This window comes from Pedobacter hartonius, from assembly GCF_900107535.1.
Classification (GTDB): domain Bacteria; phylum Bacteroidota; class Bacteroidia; order Sphingobacteriales; family Sphingobacteriaceae; genus Pedobacter; species Pedobacter hartonius.
This window is the reverse complement of the sequence record NZ_FNRA01000006.1, coordinates 253,069-274,117: the sequence shown is the minus strand read 5'-3', so window position 1 is coordinate 274,117 and position 21,049 is coordinate 253,069. Positions and strand designations below refer to the sequence as shown.

Sequence of the window (21,049 nt, the reverse complement as noted above, 5' to 3'; positions counted from 1 at the left end):
ACCTTAACAACGATTCCTTCTTTACACGCCTTTCAAAAAACTAACTCCTTTATCCTTCTCATCTTTCCCTTCCTCCGAAGCGGGATGCAAAAGTAGGAAAAATTCCTATCCCTCCAAACATTCCTGGCAATTCATTTGTATACCAACCCTAACACAATGGTTTCCAAGTAGAAAAACTTCAGGGAGATCAAAAAGATCAGCACGCTATTTAGCTTAGATAGCGCTCCGAACACTATAAATAGGCTATAACTGCGTTGCGACTGCGCTTTTCCGCCACAAATAGCGCAGTCGCAACGCAGTTATCGGTCAATCATAGCGCTAGCGGCAATATCTTTCAACGAATAATGCGGTAAGAAGAAATGTATATCCGGACGCTTCTTCAACTCTACAAAATCATATGACTAGACAGAATAAGACACAGATCTCTTGTAAACTTATTCTGGTATAGGATAGTTGTCACGCCCTGCTCAGTAAAACAGAACGCCATATAGCGGGTTCCTCCGCGCCCTTCGTTAGAGGTCACAAATTGTGACCTCAAATTATCAAGTTCCTCACTATTCATTTCAAACATAAAATCTTCAGGGAACCGGGCGATATTACGCCGAACTGCCTGTTTCAGTACTTTGGTATCAACACAACTACCACATCACAAACATAAGCAACAGCACCAATCAAAACAAGAAATATTTAATCATATAGATAATAAAATAATCTATATGAAATTACAAATCTGCTATAAATTCCAAAAAACAGTACGATAAGTTCAATCATTTCAAAGAAATAGAAAAAAATCCCGCATAATGACGCCCGTCATTTATCCTGATCCGCATTAACCCCAACTTGCAGACCAATTCTGATGATATGATCATTTACAAGATTTTCCGTTTCGATTCCGCACATTATTTGCCAAATGTACCTGCAGACCATAAATGCGGAGGTATGCATGGCCACACCTATACACTCAAAATATTTATTTCCGGGAAACCCAGTATATATACAGGCTGGATAATGGACTTTTCAGATCTGAAGGACATCGTTAAACCCTGGATAGCGCTGCTGGATCATCAGGTATTAAATAACGTTGAGGGACTGGAAAACCCCACAAGCGAGAACCTGTGCTTATGGCTCTGGAAAAAAATAAAAGCAGAGATCCCCAATCTCTGCAGGATAGAATTAAATGAAACCCCGGATTCAGGAGTAATATATGAAGGATAAAGCCAACCGGCAGATCGCTGCCTGGTTATACTGCGGCGCTTTCTGCCTCTTTCTACAGATCCTCCTCGGAGGAATTACCCGTTTGACAGGCTCGGGTTTATCCATTACCGAATGGCAACCCCTATTAGGGGCCTTGCCTCCACTCACATCGGCAGAATGGGAACATAGTTTTAGCCAGTACAAGGAGATTGCGCAGTTTAAAAAGCTGAATTCACATTTCAGCCTGGTAGACTATCAGCTCATCTTTTTCTGGGAATGGCTCCACAGGAACTGGGCCCGGCTGATCGGGCTGATCTTCATCATACCTTTCATTGTGTTCCTCCTTAAAAAAAAGATCAGCCCGTCAATGTTTTTAAGGCTGATGCTCCTGTTGCTGCTCGGCGCCCTTCAGGCCGTCATAGGCTGGATCATGGTAAAGAGCGGCCTCAATGATACAGCGGTTGCCGTAAATGAGCTAAAGCTGGCCATACATTTTATGATGGCCCTGTTACTGCTGTCATATACATTGTGGATGGCATTTAAACTCAGTATTTCACCACTCAGCATTCATTACACCAAACGGCTGAAAAACATTGCAGGGTTTACATTGCTGCTATTGCTGGTACAATTGTTCTACGGGGCACTGATGGCAGGTTCCAAAGCTGCGCTTGCAGCACCAACCTGGCCGGACATGAACGGTTTTGTCATCCCTCCGGAATTATATACTATAGCACTTAGGTCGGCCGGTACACACCTGCTTACCGTACAATTCATCCACAGGATGCTGGCATACAGCATTGGCATCATGGTTTTAGTGTTATACAAAAACTCATCCTCTTTAAAAGCACACCGGGCTACCGCATTGCTCCGCCATGCGGTTTTAGCACTCGTCTTTATCCAGATATTTTTAGGCGTGGTTACCCTGTTAAATAGTATAACGCCCTCCTTCCGCATCTATGCTATATTACACCAGTGTACAGGCATACTATTGAGCATGGGTGTATTACTCATGTTCTATCTCAGTCATAAAAAAGGTATTACAGAACGCTCTGCCTGACGAAATTCACATATCAATGTTAAAAGAACAACCAATTGCGGGGTATTAAATTTAATTCTTAAATTTGCAGCATTAAACGCCGTTTGCAGCGGTATTAATCATTATGAAAAAATTCCAGACACTACTTTACTATTGTTATAGTCCGATAGCGGGGGCAGAACAATTTGCTGCCGATCATCTTAAATTTTGTAAATCCTTAAATCTTGTTGGCCGGATCATCGTAGCCGAAGAAGGTTTAAACGGTACGGTTTCAGGTACCAGAGAAGCCTGTGCTGCCTATATGGAGGCGATACATGCGGACGCACGTTTTGCAAAAACTGAATTCAAGATAGATGATGTGGAAGAACCTACGTTCATCAAAATGCACTGCCGCTACAAATCTGAGATCGTACATTCGGGTTTGAGGGATACCAGTATCATCAATCCCAATGAAAGGACGGGTAAACACCTTGAACCGGCAGAATTCAAAGAAATGATAGACCGGGACGATGTGGTCATCCTTGATGTACGCTCCAACTACGAACACAGCCTTGGCAGGTTCAGGAATGCAGTTACCCTGGATATTGAAAACTTCAGGGATTTCCCGGAAAAGATAGCTGAACTGGAACAATACAAGGATAAAAAAGTACTGACCTACTGCACAGGCGGTATAAAATGTGAAAAGGCTTCGGCCCTTTTGCTGCATCACGGCTTCAACGATGTTTATCAGCTCCATGGAGGAATCATCAAATATGGCAAGGAAGCAGGAGGCGAAGACTTCGAGGGCAAATGTTATGTATTCGATAACAGGATTGCCGTAGACGTGAATACAGTTAATCCGAGTGTGGTTTCCACCTGCTACAATTGCGGCGCCACTACCGCGAAAATGATCAACTGTGCTAATCCGGAATGCAATGAGCATATCACTCAGTGTGACGAATGCGGAACAAAATTAGAAGGATGCTGTTCGGACGCCTGTTTGGCCCACCCGCGCAGAAGACCGTATGATGGGACGGGATATTATGTTAAAGTTCCCCAGCCGGTAAATTTTTCTTTTAAGTAAGCATCTGCAGGTCGGAAATAAGATATTGGTGATTAGATTTTAACCTTGCCTTATTTTTCATTAGTTTTGATTTGAAACAACTAACTATTTCTTTTCTTAACGGAGCAACTTGTCAGTCAATCGGGATAATAGTGAAAAAGCACTTCTGCAGCAAGTCATCGCAGGAGACCAAAATGGCTTTGTAGGAATCTACGAGATCTATAACCGCATGGTCTATAATTTCATTATCAGGTACGTAAATTCCGTGCCTATGGCAGAAGACCTCACTCAGGAGGTTTTCATGAAAATATGGGAAAGCAGGTTAAGCCTTGCCGGGGTTAAATCCTTCAAAGCCTATCTCTTTACCACTGCCCGTAACCACACCTTAAATAACTTAAAAATTGTCTTTCGCTCAGAAGCAGCTATCGGCGAAGTCATCTCCGGCTTTGTAAAACTCCGGAACGCCACAGAAGAAGACATTCTTCATAAAGATTATGCCCTCTTTTTGAGAAAGATGCTCGACGGACTTCCTCCCCGGTCAAGAGAAATCTTTAAACTCTGCCGTGAGGAAGAAAAAACATATGATGAAGTGGCCAGATCCCTCAACATTTCAAGAAATGCAGTAAAAAATCATATGGTTCATTCCATGAAAGTCCTGGGTTCATCCATTCAAAAGGAATTTGGAATTTCCTTAAGCATTATAATTGCACTTTTATACAGCTACAGGGGGTAAAACAATTTAGCCAGACCCTAAACTCAATTTTTTTTCAATTTCAGCTACCCTACCCCTCATTTTTATTGTCTTTAATAATAGAAGAACAATTATGCAACATGACTACCTGAAAAATCTGGTTAAAAGATATCTTGATAAAAAATCAACAAACGAAGAACTGGAGATTTTTATACACCTGATGAAGCAGGGCAAACTTGATCAGTACATCAGGGAGGCAATGGATGCAGATATTGCCGTTCAGCAGGAGAAAAAAGAAGAAAGAACAGGAAAGGTGATTCCGTTACGCTGGCCAATTGCCGCAGCAATAGCGCTGATGATGGCATTCTTTGGATATATATTATTTCAGCAGCGCAGTAACAGCGTGCCCCGGATGGTAAAGATCAGCAATACTGAAAAGAGTATCCGGAAAGAGGTATTACCTGACGGGACCACAGTGTGGCTAAATCCGAATGCCAGCTTAAGTTATCCCCAGAAATTTGGTAAACTGCGGAAAGTAAAGATGCAGGGAGAAGCTTTTTTTGAAGTCACAAAAGATCATGCGCATCCCTTTGTGATTACCAGTGGCCGGGTGGTTACTAAAGTATGGGGCACCAGTTTCCGCATCCGCTCTGTCCCGGGAGAAAACAACACCCAGGTATCTGTGCTTAGCGGAAAAGTATCTGTTACTGTTCCCTCAGCAAACGCAGGAGCTGAACTGTCAAAAGATCGCCGTAAAAAAGAAATATTTTTATTGCCACAACAGGAAGTGATTTATAAAGCAGCAGATCACCGACTCATCAAATCCCCGATACCGGAAACTTCTGATGTGGTCATCTGGCGTAAATCAAGCCTTTCATTTGAAAACACGCCGTTAAAAGTTATCGCAGCTGAACTGGCCGGATTCTACCGCGTTAAGCTGGACATTGAAGGCAATGAGCTGCAGGAAAACAAATTGACGGCAGATTTTACAGATAAGAACCTTGCGGATATCCTGCTGCTGATCTGTAAATCCATGCATAGCACTTACAGCAAGGAAAAAGATACAATTACATTAAGAACCACTAAATAACTAAAACCTATATCAACAAATAACCTATCAACTCTATGCCAAAATAAAAGCCCCAGTTCATTGGAAAAAAGAGACAGAAGTGTTCGCACCACTCCTGTCTTCAAAGAATTAACCCCCTGGTAATAGACGGAATAACCGTTCTAAAGGGAATTTATTTGTCTCATTATTTCAAAAGAAACAATCTAATTTATGAATTTAATTTTACAAGACCGTATTGGCTTATTTAAAATTATGAAAGTCACACTAAGTCAGTTAGCAATTGCGCTTGTAATTTCCGGTGTTTCATATGCCGGAGACAGTGCTGCACAGAATGCTGTACTTGACAAACCCATAAAGATCTCGGTCAAAAACAGCAGCCTGGAGTCTGTACTGAAAAAGGTATCGGCACTTACCCAGGTGAAGTTTGTGTACAGCAGCGATTTTATAGATGCCAACCAGCTGATTACTGTTGATGCCGATAAACAAAGCCTCGGGAAAGTCCTCAATGACATATTAACCCGTCATAACATTCATTTTGAAGTTGTCAACGGAGATATCGTATTGGATCCATTGCCCCTTCAGCAGGGAAAATCTGATGAGCAGGAACAGCAGATCACAGTTTCGGGTACAGTAACCAGCAATACCGGCGATGCACTGCCCGGAGTAAGTGTATTTATCAAGGGAACAAAACAGGGCACCAATACAGACGCGGCAGGAAAGTACACGCTGAAAGTTTCTGATGCAAACGCAGTTCTGTCATTCGCTTTTATCGGATATACCTCTAAAGATGTACCTGTTGCCGGAAAATCTACCCTCAATGTGATCCTGACGGAAGACTCACAGCAGCTGGGTGAAGTTGTGGTTACAGCGCTGGGTATCAAACGTTCGTCAAAAGAACTTGGTTATTCCACACAGCAGGTGAATGCCAAGGACCTTACCCAAAGCAGGCCCACTAACCTCGCAGCCGGTTTATCCGGAAAGGTTGCAGGCCTTCAGATCATCCAGACCAATAACCAGATTGATGCAGGAGACCAGGTAAAGGTGATACTCCGCGGAAACAGGTCCTTCCAGGGAAATAACCAGGCTTTACTGGTACTCGATGGGATCGTTGTGCCGCTAAGTTACCTGAACTCGATCAACCCCAATGATGTGGAAAACGTAAACGTACTGAAAGGTGCAAATGCTGCCGCCCTCTACGGTTCTGAAGCGTCAAACGGGGTAATGATCGTGACGACTAAACATGGCGCTAAAGATGCGATGGAAATTACGTATACCAACACCACCCAGTTGAACCAGCTTTCCTACTTCCCAAAGTTGCAGACGCAGTTTGGCGGGGGCTCAGGTCAGGATATCTTTGGAAATCCGCTGTATACACCTTACGAAAACCAGAATTTCGGTGACCGCTTTGATGGATCTATGCGCCCCATCGGCAGGCCGCTGCCTGATGGTTCCATTCAGACTGTTCCCTATTCAAATGCATCAGATCAAAAAAACAAATTCTTTGACACAGGTATCGATGAGCAGAATGACCTCAGTCTCAGTACAGGTAATGATAAAAGTTCTACCTATATCAATATTCAGCGCTTAAACAGCAAAGGTTATGTACCGGGAGACAAGTCAAACCGTACCGCAGCCAGATTCAACGGATCCAGAACCTTTAAGAACCTGAAAGTAGATTATAACCTGAATTACACCCAGAAAAATGTAGACAAGTCAAATGCGCAGGTATACGACGTCATTATCAATACACCGGCAAACATCCCTCTGACGCAGTATAAAGATGTCAACTCTATATACGGCAATTTAGATAACTACTATAATGATTATGGCTTAAATCCCTATTACGCATTACAGCAACAACGCAATACGGAACGCAGAGATGACTTCCTCGGCAATCTGGCTGTTTCCTATGACGCTACGCCCTGGCTAAACCTTGCCGCAAGAGGAGGTATTACCACTTTTACCAGGAACGGCAAAAATACAACCGCTGCAAGAACATATTCTGATTTTGCACATGACAGTGGTAAAGCTATTGCCAATCCGCAGAGCTACCCGGGTAAAGAATCTGATTATTCTTACTTCAACAGCCGTACAGAAGGAAACTTCCTGGCAACAGTGAAAAAGAAAATCAGCAACTTCAGCGGAACACTGATTGCCGGTGCACAGGTGATCCAGCAGTCTACCCGTACCTTATCTGCAGGAACAGACTTTCTGGTAGTACCTGATTTTTACAATATCGGATACCGCTCCGGAGATGCAAATGTGGCAGAAGCCAATACGAAAAACAGAAGGATTGGTGCATTCGGAGACCTGACCATAGGTTACAAGGACTATCTGTTCTTCCATGCTTCGGGCAGAAATGACTGGGATTCCAGGCTATCATCTGAAAACCGTTCCTTCTTCTATCCATCTGCAGACCTGTCATTCATTTTCACAGATGCCTTTAAAGCACTTAAGAGCAATATCCTATCCTATGGAAAAATCCGTGGAGGTATAGCTAAAGTTTATGCCGTGCAGTTTGACCCGTACTCTTTACAATCTACCTTTGATGTAGGCCAGGGTTTCCCTTATAACAGCACTGCCGGTTACAGTTCAGGTAAGGTGGTATATGACCCGAACCTTAAGCCTGAGCAGACCACTTCTACCGAGATCGGACTGGAGTTGGGATTCTTTCATAACCGCATTATGCTGGAATCTTCTGGCTATTGGGAAACTACCAAAGACCAGGAGGTGATCAAAGGGATCAATATCTCCAGTGCAACAGGTTTTACAAATGCCATCATCAATACCGGTGAAGGTAAAAATCATGGTGTTGAAGTGGGCCTGAAAGGCTCTCCTATCCTCAGTACAAATGGTCAGGGCATCACATGGAACATTGGTGTGAACTACTCTTATAATAATAACAAGGCGATTTCGCTATACCAGGGCTTACCTAACCTGAGCATTGGAAACAACAACTATATTGTACAGGGACAGCCTTACCCTGCATTAATGGGAAACGGTTTTCAGTCCGATCCGCAGGGCAGGACGATCATAGACCCGGCAACGGGTTTCCCGAAACTGAGCCCTACAAATATCCTTTTCGGACAAACTACCCCAAAGAACATCCTGGGGATCAGTACCAGTGTAAATTATCATAATTTCACGCTGGCAGGTACTGCAGAATACCGCAGCGGAAGTGTGATCTACAGCGGTGCCGGAAGTACAATGGATTTCTCCGGAATCAGTTACGGCTCGGCAACGAATGGCCGCGAGCGTTTCGTGTATCCCAACTCGGTTTATGAAACTTCTCCGGGTGTATACGTCCCGAATACCAATATCACTACAAGAACAGGGGGAATAGACTATTGGGCAGGCTCAACAACACGTTATGGTGTGATGCAGAATTATGTGACCAGCGGAGCCTTCTGGAAAGTCCGCGAACTTTCACTTGGTTATGAAATACCTGCAAAGCTGCTGCAGCGTACCAGGTTTATCAAAAGGGCAAACCTTGCTCTGGTAGGACGTAACCTCTTTATGTTCAGGCCAAAGAGCAATGTGTATACCGATCCTGAATTCAATGCGAATGCCAGTAACCCTTTGGGTTCAACGGTCGACAATTCACAGGGTTCAAGCAATCTGAATCAAACCCCACCGACACGTATTTATGGTTTTACCGCTACCATCACCTTATAATTAACCGATAACAAGATGAACAATAAATTAAAGTTACTTTATATCACAGTGGCTGTCATTTTTGCATCATGCACGAAAGACTATCTCGATATCAATACCAATCCCAATAAACCGGTTGACGTAGTTCCGGGACTGGTATTAACCAATGCCCTGAACTTTACCGCAAAATATACTACAGGCTCTACTAACTTTTATCAGTTTGCCTCTACATGGATAGGTTACTGGAACTATAGTGGTGCAGTATCTGCTTTTGCCGAAGAGCGCAGTTACCAGTTTACCACCAACTATGGCCCAGCAGTTACTACCTGGGACAGCCTGTACCATAATCTTAAAGATTATGATTACGTGGAAAAAAAATCCAGAGAGACCGGCAACCAGTTTTATACCGCAGTAGCGAAAACCATGAAGGCGTATGATTATCAAAATCTCGTAGACATCTTTGGGAATATACCTTACAGCGACGCACTGAGGTCCACAGAATCTATCAGGCCTAAATATGATAAGGACCAGGATATTTACGAAGATCTTGCAAAACAACTGGATACTGCTGCAAATTTGTTTAAGAGCAATGCAGGAAAGGTAGCCTCAGCTGATGCAGCCTATGACATCATGTACGCTGGAAATGCAGAGAAATGGGGCAGGTTTGCCAATACCTTAAAGCTGCGTATACTGTTACGCCAGTCTGAAATTCCCGGAAGAACAGCCTATATCCAGACAGAGATGGCCAGGATCAACGCCAACGGATTGGGCTTCATCGGTGTGGGGGAAGGCGGCTCTGTAAATCCGGGATATACGAACTCGGCAAAGAAACAGAACCCTTTCTGGTCAAACTTCGGGTATTCACCTGTAGGGAAGACGGCCCCAACGGATGGTCACCGTTATTACATTGCCAGTACTTATGGGCTTAACTTTTACCAGAGCAATAATGACCCGCGCATGCCAAAGTTGTACACGACCATTAATGACGGCAACGGAACTACTTATTCCGGCAGTACTTTCGGCCCTACGGCAAGTTCAGATGATAACCCCCAGTTTAAGTCGGCCATTGGTACCGGCCTGTTAAAAAGCGCCGACATGGCACAGCCGCTCCTGACAGACTTTGAAAGCCTTTTCCTGCAGGCCGAAACCGCGCATCGCAGTTATCTGGCTGCCAATGCCCGCAGTTTATATGAATCTGCCGTACAACAGTCCTTTACCTATCTGGCTGCCGGAAGTGCAGCAACATACCTGGCCGCGAACAGCCTGAGCAACTGGGACCTTGCTCCTGACAAACTAACATTGATCATGACCCAGAAATGGGCCGCAATGAACGGCATCAACGATATGGAATCATGGGCAGATTACCGAAGGTTAAATATCCCGTCGGATATCCCGATCTCCAATAACCCCGCAGCTTCTACACGTAAAGTGCCCGTTCGTTTGCTTTATCCGCAAAGCGAATACAACTATAACCCGGACAATGTACTTGCACAGGGTACGATTAGTCAGTTTACCACCAGGATCTTCTGGGATGTTAATTAATTAAAAAGAAAAATATTCAAAATGAAAAGGATATCACTATATACCACGGTCATCGGCTTAGCACTGATCAGCAGTTTATCTTCCTGCCTGAAAGATGATTCTCAGCCGGATTTCACACAAAATCAGCCCATCATTGAACTTCCGGTAGGCTCTTCTGCAGGGAACGGAGGCGGAAACTCTATTGCGGCTTCTACTCCTGCGGGCACAGCAGCAGCCGATTATTTTATTTATGTAAACTACGCGGCACCGGAAGCCAATCCGTCTGATGTAACCGTCACTTTAGCTGTCAGCGAAGCGGCCTTAACCAAATTTAATCAGGTTAATGGAACTGCCTATCCCATCCTGCCAATTGCAGCATATACGCTTACCTCGAACAAGGTGGTGATCCCCACAGGACAGCGGCAGGTGAAATTCCCGGTAAAGATCAACACCACTATGCTGGATCCAAAAATAAAATATGCCCTTCCGTTTTCCATCACAGATGGTGGCGGTTTCACCGTGAGCGGGAACTTCGGCACCCTGATCTCAATTATTACGTTAACCAGTCAGTAGGCTGATAAAAGACAGTTCCGTAGGTGTTGTTGGTAAGGCTGGAGAATGATTTCTTCAGCCTGCTTTAAACTACCAGATCAATTCAGCATGAGAAAATACCTTACTGCGGCAATTATGCTGCTCACATCAAGCTTGTACGCACAGCAAAAGAATGTTAAACTGACCAGTTACGTCAATCCGTTTATCGGCACCGGGGCTGTTGATAACAATAGTCTGGCAGGAAGCAATTTTCCCGGCCCCACTACTCCATTTGGATTTGTACAGCTCAGCCCTGACACTGAAGATAAACCTGATAACCCTGCTTCAGGTTATGATTACAATAGCCATACTATCGTTGGCTTCAGCCATACACATTTAAGCGGCACCGGCGTGGCCGATCTCTTCGATGTACTGCTGATGCCTGCCACAGGAGAGATCCGTTCTGTTGCAGGCGATGCTAAAAAACCCGGAAGCGGCTACCGATCTGCCTATTCACATCAGGAAGAACACGCAGGGCCGGGCTACTACCAGGTGAAACTTAAAGATTATAATATCAATGCAGAACTCACCGCAACGGAACATGTAGGACTGCAGCGCTACACCTTCCCCGCCAATACAAACGGACATGTGATCATTGACCTTGATCATTCACTGGACAAAAGCCGCAGCTACTGGTCGTGCAAGATCATCGGTGCAGAGATCAGGGTGGTCAACAACAATACCATAGAGGGCTATCGCATCCTCACGGGCTGGGCTAAACTGAGGAAGGTCTATTTCCATGCAGAGTTCTCTCAGCCTATTGTCAGCAGCGTTTTGTTCAGCGGAAAACGCGGAAATAAAAACACTGCTGTTATCAACGGTACAAACATTAAAGCCGCCCTCACCTTTAACACCAATTCTAAATCAGAATTACTGGTAAAGGTGGCACTTTCGCCGGTAAGTATCGAAAATGCAAGAATAAATATGAAGGCCGAACTGTCAGGATGGGATTTTGACGGCATAGTAAAGCAAACCTCGGAAAAATGGGAAAAAGAACTGGATAAGATACGCATTGAAGGTACTCCCGTACAGAAGGAGATCTTTTACACCGGCCTGTACCATGCATTTACCCAGCCGAACAACATGGCTGATGTAAACGGTGATTACCAGGCGTCCGACCTGACCATAAAAAATGCAGCAGACAAAAAACACTATTCTACATTTTCACTCTGGGATACCTACAGGGCAGCGCATCCATTGTATACTTTAACACAGCCCGAACGGACAGCCGACTTTGTGAACAGCATGATTCGGCAATACGATACATATGGTTATCTTCCCATCTGGCAATTGTGGGGCGACGAGAACTATTGCATGATCGGCAACCATGCCATCCCTGTCATTGTGGATGCCATATTAAAGGGGATCAAAGGAATTGACACCGACAAAGCCTATGAGGCGGTGAAAGCTTCATCAACGCTGAATCATCCCGGCTCTCCCTTTTCCGACTGGGAAAAATACCAGTATATTCCCGAAGATGTGCAATCCCAGTCGGTTTCAATCACACTGGAAATGGCTTATGACGACTGGTGTGTGGCACAGCTGGCAAATAAATTAGGCAAAACAGATGACTACCAGCATTTCATGAAGAGATCTTCGTTTTACAAAAATCTGTATGACGTGAAAAGCGGTTTCTTCAGGGCCAGGAATAAAGACGGACAATGGTTATCACCCTTCAATCCGTTGAAATACGGAGGCAATGGCGGGAATCCTTATACCGAAGGCAATGCCTGGCAATACTTCTGGTATGTACCGCAAAATGTACCTGACCTCATCAGCATCGTAGGCGGCAATAAGGCTTTCACCGAAAAACTGGATCAGTTCTTTACATTGAAAGACCTCCCCGGCGAGGTAAATGGAAATGCATCCGGATTCATCGGCCAGTATGCCCACGGCAATGAACCCAGCCACCATGTGGCCTACCTCTATGACTACGCCGGTCAGCCCTGGAAAACACAGTTTTATGTGGCTAAGATTCTGAATGAGCTCTATAACAACTCTTCATCAGGTTATTCAGGAAATGAAGACTGCGGGCAGATGTCTTCCTGGTATATTTTCAGTGCAATGGGCTTCTATCCTGTTAACCCCGCCAGTGGAATATACATGCTGGGCTCTCCGGTACTGAAACAGGCTACGCTAAAACAGGGGAACGGAAAGACATTCACTATTACTACAAAAAATGCTTCAGCAGGCAGTGTCTATATTCAATCTGTAAAGCTGAATGGTAAAAACTATGATAAAACTTACATCACACAAAATGATCTCGCAAAAGGTGGTACGCTGGAGTTTATATTGGGTAAAAAGCCAAATTATAAATGGGGAACGCAAAAAAATGCACTTCCACCGTTAGAATCATTTTCCGGTACCAACTAACAAAGTCCGGGCTGTTCATAAAACAGGTACCTGAATATTATAATTAATAGCTAATTTGCGCTCTTAATTAAATATTCAAGTTCCTTTTTACCATCATGAAGGCCCGCTGTCTCGTCTTTTTTGTTTTATTTCTGCACTGCACTTTCATTGGTACCATTGTTAAGGCTGATTATGTCAAAAGTATAGGTGTTCCGTATGTTCAGAATTTCCCGAAATCAGTTTATCTTTCGGGGAACCAGAACTGGGGCATTGCTAAGGATAAAAATGGCATTATGTATTTCGGTAATGCCCAGGGGCTGCTCACCTATGACGGTAAATACTGGCAGCAGTATACTATGCCCAACCGGCAGATCGTGCGTGCTGTTGCTACCGGACAGGATGGAATGATCTACACGGGCAGCTTTGGCGAATTCGGATATTGGTCGCCGCAGCACAAAAAGCTTGTTTATACATCCCTGACAAGGCTTCTCCCCAAATCAAACCCGGTCAACGATGAGATCTGGAAAATATATACCGATGGAAAAAGGGTGATCTTCCAGTCCTTCAGTACCCTCTATATCTATGAGAACCAAAAGATCAGCACCGTCAAAGGCCCCGGATCACTGTTATTTCTGCAGCATGTAGGACAGCGGTTTTTCATTGAGGTGACCAACACAGGCCTTTTTGAATTAAAAGGAAACACTTTAATGGCCCTGCCAAACTCAGGGAAAACGTATCCCCATAACATCATGACCATTTTGCCCCATAAAAACGGGCAGCTGCTGATCGGTACCAGCAAGGACGGCCTGTTTTTATATGACGGCCTCACCTACACCCCTTTTAATACTACGGCTAACCAGTTCCTGAAAACCTTTCAGCTCAATAATGGCACAAAGATCAGCCGGTACTATGCTTTCGGGACTATCCTGAACGGGCTGATCCTGATTGACCAAAACGGCAATGTGATACAGCGGATCAACAAGTCTGCCGGGTTGCAGAACAATACCATTTTAAGCCTTTACGCCGATGAAGAGCAGAACCTTTGGACAGGGCTTGACAATGGAATTGACAGGGTTGAACTGAATTCGCCGCTCTATTTTTACCTGGACAAGGCCGGGCAGTTCGGTACCGTATATTCCAGCCTGATCTACCAGAACAATATCTACCTGGGTACCAACCAGGGATTATTCTACAGCCCATGGTCGGCCGGCAGTAGCAATAAATTCAATTCCTTCGATTTTAAGCTGATCCCCAACTCACAGGGGCAGGTATGGGACCTCAGCCTCGTCGACGGACAACTGCTCTGCGGGCATAACGAGGGTACCTTCAAGATAACCGGCCCCCAAATGGAAAAGATCTCGGCAGTAAATGGCGGATGGACCATCAAAAAGTTAAACAGTAATCCAGAATACCTGATCCAGGGAACCTATACCGGGCTTGCCCTCTTCAAAAAGGACAGTAGCGGCCAGTGGAAGTATTTTACAAAAATTCAGAACTTTGCTGAGCCTTCCAGGTATGTGGAGCAGGATGCTCATGGTGATATATGGGTAAGCCACCCTTACAAGGGATTGTACAGGTTAACACTTAGTGATGACTTCAAAAAAGTAATCAAAACCCGCTATTACAATGAGAAGAATGGTCTTCCAAGTGATTACGATATCAATATCTTCGTACTGGAGAATAAGCTGATTTTCTCCTCTGACGCAGGGTTTATGCTTTATGATGAGATCAGTGACCGCTTCAGCAACTATGCCGCACTTAACAAAGGATTGGGTAGTTTTGCTACTTCGAATAAGATCATCAGTGCGGGAATAAAGAAATACTGGCTGATCAACCATGGAAAAACTGCCATTGTAGATTTCCTGGAGCCGGGTAAACTGTCAATCGATTCCAACCAGTTCAGCCTGCTGGACGGCAGGATGGTACAGTACTACGAAAACATCAGCCAGATCAGTGCACAAATGTACCTGGTAAGCGTAGATGATGGCTTCGTCATCTATGATGCTGCGGGCAGTACAGCAAAAAACAACAGGAAAAAGCTGCCTGCCGTACTGATCAGGCGCGTGGAAGATGTTACAGACACTTATAGCACCATCAGTGAAAACGGAAATAATGGTGCAAAAATTGAAATTCCTTTCAGCCGGAATAACATCAGGATATCTTACGCCTTACCTTATTACAGACATGCAAAAATAAAATTCCAGTATTACCTGGAAGGATATGCCAAACAATGGTCGGAATGGAGCAGCTCATCACAAAAAGACTTTACCAATCTCGGCAGGGGGAAATACAGGTTTTTAGTGCGCGCTAAAATTAACGATGACTTCGTCAGTAAAGTCAGTATGTTCGAGTTCACAGTGCTTCCTCCTTTTTATGCGAGTAACTGGGCTTTTGCCTTTTACGCCTTAACCGGTATTTTTATGCTGATCATGGGCAAGCGGCAATACGAGCGCAAGCTGCGCAGGGACAGGGACAAGATCCTCTCCAGGATACAGCAGGAACAAGAGATCTTTCTGCAGCAGGAAGCCGAAGCAACGGAAAGGCAGATCGTAAAAATAAAGACGGAAAAACTCCATGCGGAACTGCAGAGTAAAAACCGCGAACTGGCCAACTCGGCAATGAGCCTCGTATACAAAAATGAGCTGCTGCAGAAGCTGAGTGAGGAGATGATCAGGCTAAGAGATAAGGACGGAAAAAAGGTCGCCAATGAACAGATCCGTAAAGTTCAGAAGATCATTGATGAGGGGATGAACGACGAGCGCGATTGGAGCTTATTTGAGACAAGTTTCAATGAAGCACATGGCAGTTTCTTTAAAAAACTGAAAGCAAACCATCCCGACCTGGTGCCGAACGATCTTAAATTATGTGCCTACCTACACATGAATATGAGCAGCAAAGAAATGGCTTCCCTGCTCAATATTTCGTTGAGAGGGGTCGAAATCCGACGATACCGGCTACGGAAAAAGCTCAACATACCACACGACAAGAACCTTGCAGAGTTCTTTATGGAGCTTTAGGACTACATCATTACTACACAAAGACACTATGACAGTCAAATTTCTGTCTATTTATATTTTCAACTGAAGGATGTATTGATCCCGCTTAATTCGTCAAAAACAGCCTTTTTTGTATCCTTTCTATAACAAAATACTTATTGTATAAATTACACAAAGGTCATCTGATGTAATATTGTTGAGGCCATTTCTTTGCTTAAACTGATTATCTGTTGGAGATTTAACCCACAATTAAACAAAAAAACCAAATAAGAGCATGAAAACAATCTTTACAAGATTCTCTGTTTTAAGTCTTCTTTGTCTATTACTTTTTAACGTAGCATCAGCCCAAAACATCAATGTGAAGGGATTGGTATCGGACAGTCAGGATAAAACGACCCTGCCTTCCGTAAGTGTTACCATTAAAGGCAGTACTACAGGAATTCAAACAGACGCTAACGGGGTATTCACGATCAGTGCACCCGCTAACGCAATACTAGTCTTTACTTACATTGGCTATACTACGCAGGAAGTTCCTGTAAATAATCAAACAACTATTAACGTTGCAATGGTATCATCCTCACAACAACTTGAGCAGGTTGTTGTGGTTGGTTATGGTACGCAGCGCAAGATAGACGTAACAGGGTCTGTAGCCAGTGTAAAAGGCGAGGAACTATCCAAGCAGGCATCACAGAACCCGGTAAGCGCTTTGCAGGGTAAGATTGCCGGTGTTTCTATCACCAATTCAGGTTCGCCAGGCTCTGCCCCTCAGATCCGTATACGTGGTTTGGGTACGATCTTCGGTAACCAGGCACCGCTATACGTAGTAGACGGCGTATGGTACAGTGACATCAACTTCCTGAACCCTGCAGACATCGAAACACTGAGTGTACTGAAAGATGCCTCCGCACAATCAATTTATGGTATCCGCGCTGCCAATGGTGTAGTTCTGGTAACCACCAAAAAGGGTAAGATTGGTGCCCCTACAGTGATCAATTACGATGCATATGCAGGATTTCAGAAAGTAACCAATCAGGTGAAAATGGCAGATGCCTCTGAATATGCCACACTGACCAATGAACTGTCCACACAGAACGGCGGGGCCCCTGTATTTACAAATCCTGCATCGCTTGGTAAAGGTACTGACTGGTACGATCAGATCCTTCAGAATGCTTTTGTGATGAACCATAGTTTGTCAGTTACCGGCGGATCGGATAAATCTACCTATAACATCTCACTGGGTTACCTGGATCAGGATGGTATCGTAAAGACTAACAATTATAAAAGATATACGGCAAGGGTATCAAATGACATTCAGATCTTCAAAAACCTGAAAGTTGGTTATAATGTAACCGGCGTAGCTACCAAGTCAAAAGATATTCCGCTTACCATTTTCCACCAGTTATATTCGGCATCACCAACAGTACCGGTATTCAATCCTGATGGTTCTTATGGCGATCCTAACGACCAGCATCTTGGTGATGGGGCTAACTTCAACCCTCAGGCCACGCTTGATTTCTTTAATCAGACATCCAAAGAGTACAGGGCTACAGGAAATATCTATGCAGAACTTAAATTCCTGAAGCACTTTACCTTCAGGACCAGCGTCGGCGGTGAATTTGGCCAACTCGAAGCAAGAACATATGCCCCGGTTTATTACGCTACTTTCGCGCAACAGGCAGAAAACAGTACGCTCGACCTGAAACGTGTGGAAACGCGCAACTGGATCATTGAAAATACACTGACCTATCAAAATACATTTAAAGAAGACCATAACCTGACGGTACTCCTTGGCCAGTCGGCACAGAGCAACAGATCGTACGCTATCAATGCCACTGCACGTGACGTACCCTATAACAGTGATGCCGATCTCTACCTGAGACTGGGTAATGTGGATGACCGGTATGTGGATGACCAGGCCAGCCTGATCAAGTTCGCTTCATACTTTGCAAGAGTAAACTATGCCTTCAAAAACAAATATCTGCTGAACGCTTCAATCCGCGCAGATGGTGCATCACAATTCTATGGCAACGAAACCTATGGATATTTTCCTTCGGTAGGTGCAGGATGGGTACTGACCAACGAAGATTTCATGAAAAACCAGACGCTGTTCAGTAACCTGAAAATCCGTGGTAGTTACGGTATTGTAGGGAATGCCAGTGTGCCAGTAAATCCTACGCAGGCGCTGATCGCACAAACAGCCAATCTTGCAGCAATATACAATAATGTGCTTTATACAGGCGCCAGCAGAAACACACTCGTTCCTCCTTCTATCGTATGGGAGAAAGGTATTGGTGCCAATGCAGGATTTGAAGCCGGATTCCTGACGAACAGACTGAGCGTTGAAGGTGATTTCTACACACGCAAAACTTCAAGGGCGATTTTTGCCCTGCCGATCCTGGGTTCACTGGGAACAATAGACAACCAGATCCTGGGTAACCAGGCCGATCTTCAGAACAGGGGTGTAGAGCTTTCTGCTACATGGAGTGATAAAACCGGTGGTGGTTTGACTTACTCTGTCAGCGGTAATATCGGATACAATGCCAACAAAGTACTGAATGTAAGTACAGGAAGTAACCCGATCTACAGCGGCAGTACAGGTATTACCAATGGTTACCTGGCTACCAGAACTGTAGCTGGCGATCCTATCGGTCAGTTTTACGGATACAAAACCGCTGGTATTTTCCAGGATGCAGCAGATATCGCCGCATCACCTGCACAGTCGGGCGCAGCAGCAGGTGGTTTCAAATACCAGGACCTGAATGGCGACGGAAAAATCACCTCGCTTGACAGAACGGTAATCGGAAATCCAAACCCAAAATATACTTATGGAGTGAATACAAACTTTGCCTATAAAAACTTTGATCTTGCGCTGGACTTCCAGGGTGTTGCCGGAGTGGATGTTTATAATGCCAACCTGGCTTACCGTTTTGGTAACGAGAACTTCACCAAAGATTTTGTAGACAACCGCTGGCATGGCGCAGGAACCTCAAATACCTATCCCTCAACAAGTATCGGTTCTTCTGCCAACTCAGCTCCAAACTCTTTCTACGTTTCCAGCGGATCATATTTCAGGGTGAGGAATGCACAATTAGGTTATACACTGCCAAAAACTATTCTGACGAAATGGAAGATACAGAAAATCAGGTTCTACGCCAACGCACAGAATGCGATCAACATTTTTGGATATAAAGGATTTAGTCCGGAAGTAGGTCCTGTACCAGTCAACGCAGCAGAGAAAATCTCCAATACGCTTTCCAATACTACTCTCAATGGAGGCCTCGATGCGAACGTATATCCATTATACGCAACTTACAACTTTGGTGTTAACCTGACATTCTAATCTGCAATCACATGAAACTCAATCATAAATTATATTCAAAATCGGTTTTGGGAGCAGGTATCTTAATTGCTGCATCTCTCTTCCCTTCCTGTAAAAAGGAATTTCTTAACGTCCCTCAGCAGGGACAACAGCAAAGCGAAGTCTTCTGGAAAACAGCAGAAGACGCAGGTAAAGGCGTAAATGCCATCTACGGAAATATGCGTTCATATGAGAACACTGCTTTCCCGGCAATAGCCATCGAAAGCATGGGTTCTGATGATGCTGAAAAAGGAAGTACCCCCAGCGACGCCAGTTATTTCCTGGACTTCGATACGTTCACTATCGATCCTAACCAGGGCAATATTTCGGGCTTCTGGAACGGACAATACCGTAATATCAATTATTGCAACCAGGTGCTCGACAATGTACCGGCCATCACCATGGATGCCACACTGAAAGCGCAATATCTGGCTGAAGCTAAATTCATACGTGCCCTGTCATACTTCAGACTGGTACGTTCTTTCGGCGCAGTACCCCTTCGCCTGACCGTACCACTGGACGCTTCGGAATACAATATTCCAAGAACAGACGCCGCCCAGGTATATGCACAAATTGAAAAAGACCTGACAGAAGCTACCGAAGCCCTGCCGGCAAGTTATGCTGCTGTTGACTTAGGAAGAGCAACTAAAGGGGCAGCGCTGACCCTGCACGCGAAAGTAGCAATGTACCTTAAAAAATGGAATGACGTATTATCATACACCAATACGGTGATGGGCATGAATTATAGCTTACTGCCAAGCTTTGAATCCGTATTTCGTATTCCTAACGAGAACAGTTCAGAATCGATCTTTGAGATCCAGTGTGCACTTGTTCCGGGAAATACTGCGGCTTCCAACTCACAATACTCCCAGGTTCAGGGTGTACGTGGTGCCAGAGGCGGTGGCTGGGGCTTCAATGTACCTACAGCAGATTTAGCTGCATCGTTTGAAACAGGCGATCCAAGAAGGGACGCCACCATTATCTTCAGGGGCGAAACTACGCCGCAGGGTGATGCAATTGATCCTAATGGCGACAATCCGATGTACAACCAGAAATCTTATGTTCCATTCAGCCTTTTCGTGAATGGGTTTAATGAGGGTGCACAGCAGAATGTACGCATCCTTCGTTTTTCAGATGCATTGCTGATGAATGCTGAAGCAGCCAACGAACTTGGCAACTCTACACAGGCACTGTCGTCACTGGAAAGGGTACGTGCAAGGGCACGTCAGGGTAATGCCTCGATCCTTCCTGCAGTAACCACTACAGACCAGGCAGAAATCCGTGCAGCAATCTACCGTGAGAGACGGTCAGAATTTGCAATGGAGTTTGACCGCTATTTCGATGTGATCCGCCAGGGACGCGGAGCTACAGTGTTCGGTCCTAAAGGATGGAAAGCAGGGAGAAATGAAGTATGGCCGGTTCCTCAAACTGAAATTGATCTGAGTGGCGGAATACTTACTCAAAATCCAGGTTATTAACCCTATCTAACCAGATAAATATCGAGGTTGCCGGTGCACCGGCAGCCTTTTTTTAAACCCTTATTAC

The 21,049-nt window shown here is 44.6% G+C and carries 12 protein-coding genes and 1 pseudogene; 12 read left to right on the top strand and 1 reads right to left on the bottom strand.

Annotated elements, in window-relative coordinates:
* Positions 1-385: 385 nt before the first annotated feature.
* Positions 386-622 (bottom strand): annotated as a pseudogene (locus tag BLW16_RS13105) (ORF6N domain-containing protein); the annotation flags it as partial.
* 239 nt (positions 623-861) lie between these two features.
* Here BLW16_RS13105 and queD point away from each other — a divergent pair.
* The 12 genes from queD (at position 862) to BLW16_RS13045 (ending at position 20,982) form a co-directional block, all read left to right on the top strand.
* On the top strand, positions 862-1,215 hold the full coding sequence (gene queD / locus BLW16_RS13100) for a 6-carboxytetrahydropterin synthase QueD (RefSeq protein WP_090557303.1): 354 nt from the start codon (positions 862-864) through the stop codon (positions 1,213-1,215).
* The gene (locus BLW16_RS13095) at positions 1,205-2,251 is read left to right on the top strand and encodes a COX15/CtaA family protein (RefSeq protein ID WP_090557275.1); all 1,047 of its coding nucleotides are present in this window, start codon (positions 1,205-1,207) and stop codon (positions 2,249-2,251) included. The genes queD and BLW16_RS13095 overlap by 11 nt, the downstream gene beginning before the upstream one ends.
* A gap of 103 nt (positions 2,252-2,354) precedes the next feature.
* Positions 2,355-3,293 (top strand): oxygen-dependent tRNA uridine(34) hydroxylase TrhO, encoded by a 939-nt coding sequence (gene trhO, locus BLW16_RS13090; RefSeq protein WP_090557273.1) that lies wholly within the window; start codon positions 2,355-2,357, stop codon positions 3,291-3,293.
* A gap of 109 nt (positions 3,294-3,402) precedes the next feature.
* Positions 3,403-4,005: an RNA polymerase sigma factor gene (locus BLW16_RS13085; RefSeq protein ID WP_245735266.1), complete on the top strand. Its 603-nt coding sequence runs from the start codon at positions 3,403-3,405 to the stop codon at positions 4,003-4,005.
* Positions 4,006-4,096: 91 nt separating this feature from the next.
* Positions 4,097-5,053, top strand: coding sequence for a FecR family protein (locus tag BLW16_RS13080; protein ID WP_090557271.1), 957 nt, complete (start codon positions 4,097-4,099; stop codon positions 5,051-5,053).
* 231 nt (positions 5,054-5,284) lie between these two features.
* Positions 5,285-8,707 (top strand): SusC/RagA family TonB-linked outer membrane protein, encoded by a 3,423-nt coding sequence (locus tag BLW16_RS13075; RefSeq protein WP_175470572.1) that lies wholly within the window; start codon positions 5,285-5,287, stop codon positions 8,705-8,707.
* Positions 8,708-8,722: 15 nt separating this feature from the next.
* Positions 8,723-10,228: a SusD/RagB family nutrient-binding outer membrane lipoprotein gene (locus BLW16_RS13070; protein WP_090557268.1), complete on the top strand. Its 1,506-nt coding sequence runs from the start codon at positions 8,723-8,725 to the stop codon at positions 10,226-10,228.
* A gap of 21 nt (positions 10,229-10,249) precedes the next feature.
* A complete protein-coding gene (locus tag BLW16_RS13065) occupies positions 10,250-10,780 on the top strand; it encodes a DUF1735 domain-containing protein (RefSeq protein ID WP_090557266.1) in 531 nt (176 codons plus the stop codon).
* 87 nt (positions 10,781-10,867) lie between these two features.
* A complete protein-coding gene (locus tag BLW16_RS13060; RefSeq protein WP_090557264.1) occupies positions 10,868-13,171 on the top strand; it encodes a GH92 family glycosyl hydrolase in 2,304 nt (767 codons plus the stop codon).
* A 95-nt stretch (positions 13,172-13,266) separates the two neighbouring features.
* Complete coding sequence (locus BLW16_RS13055) at positions 13,267-16,167, top strand: ligand-binding sensor domain-containing protein (RefSeq protein ID WP_090557263.1); 2,901 nt, start codon at positions 13,267-13,269, stop codon at positions 16,165-16,167.
* 253 nt (positions 16,168-16,420) lie between these two features.
* Positions 16,421-19,486 (top strand): SusC/RagA family TonB-linked outer membrane protein, encoded by a 3,066-nt coding sequence (locus tag BLW16_RS13050; protein ID WP_090557261.1) that lies wholly within the window; start codon positions 16,421-16,423, stop codon positions 19,484-19,486.
* Positions 19,487-19,497: 11 nt separating this feature from the next.
* On the top strand, positions 19,498-20,982 hold the full coding sequence (locus BLW16_RS13045; RefSeq protein WP_090557259.1) for a RagB/SusD family nutrient uptake outer membrane protein: 1,485 nt from the start codon (positions 19,498-19,500) through the stop codon (positions 20,980-20,982).
* Positions 20,983-21,049 lie beyond the last annotated feature (67 nt).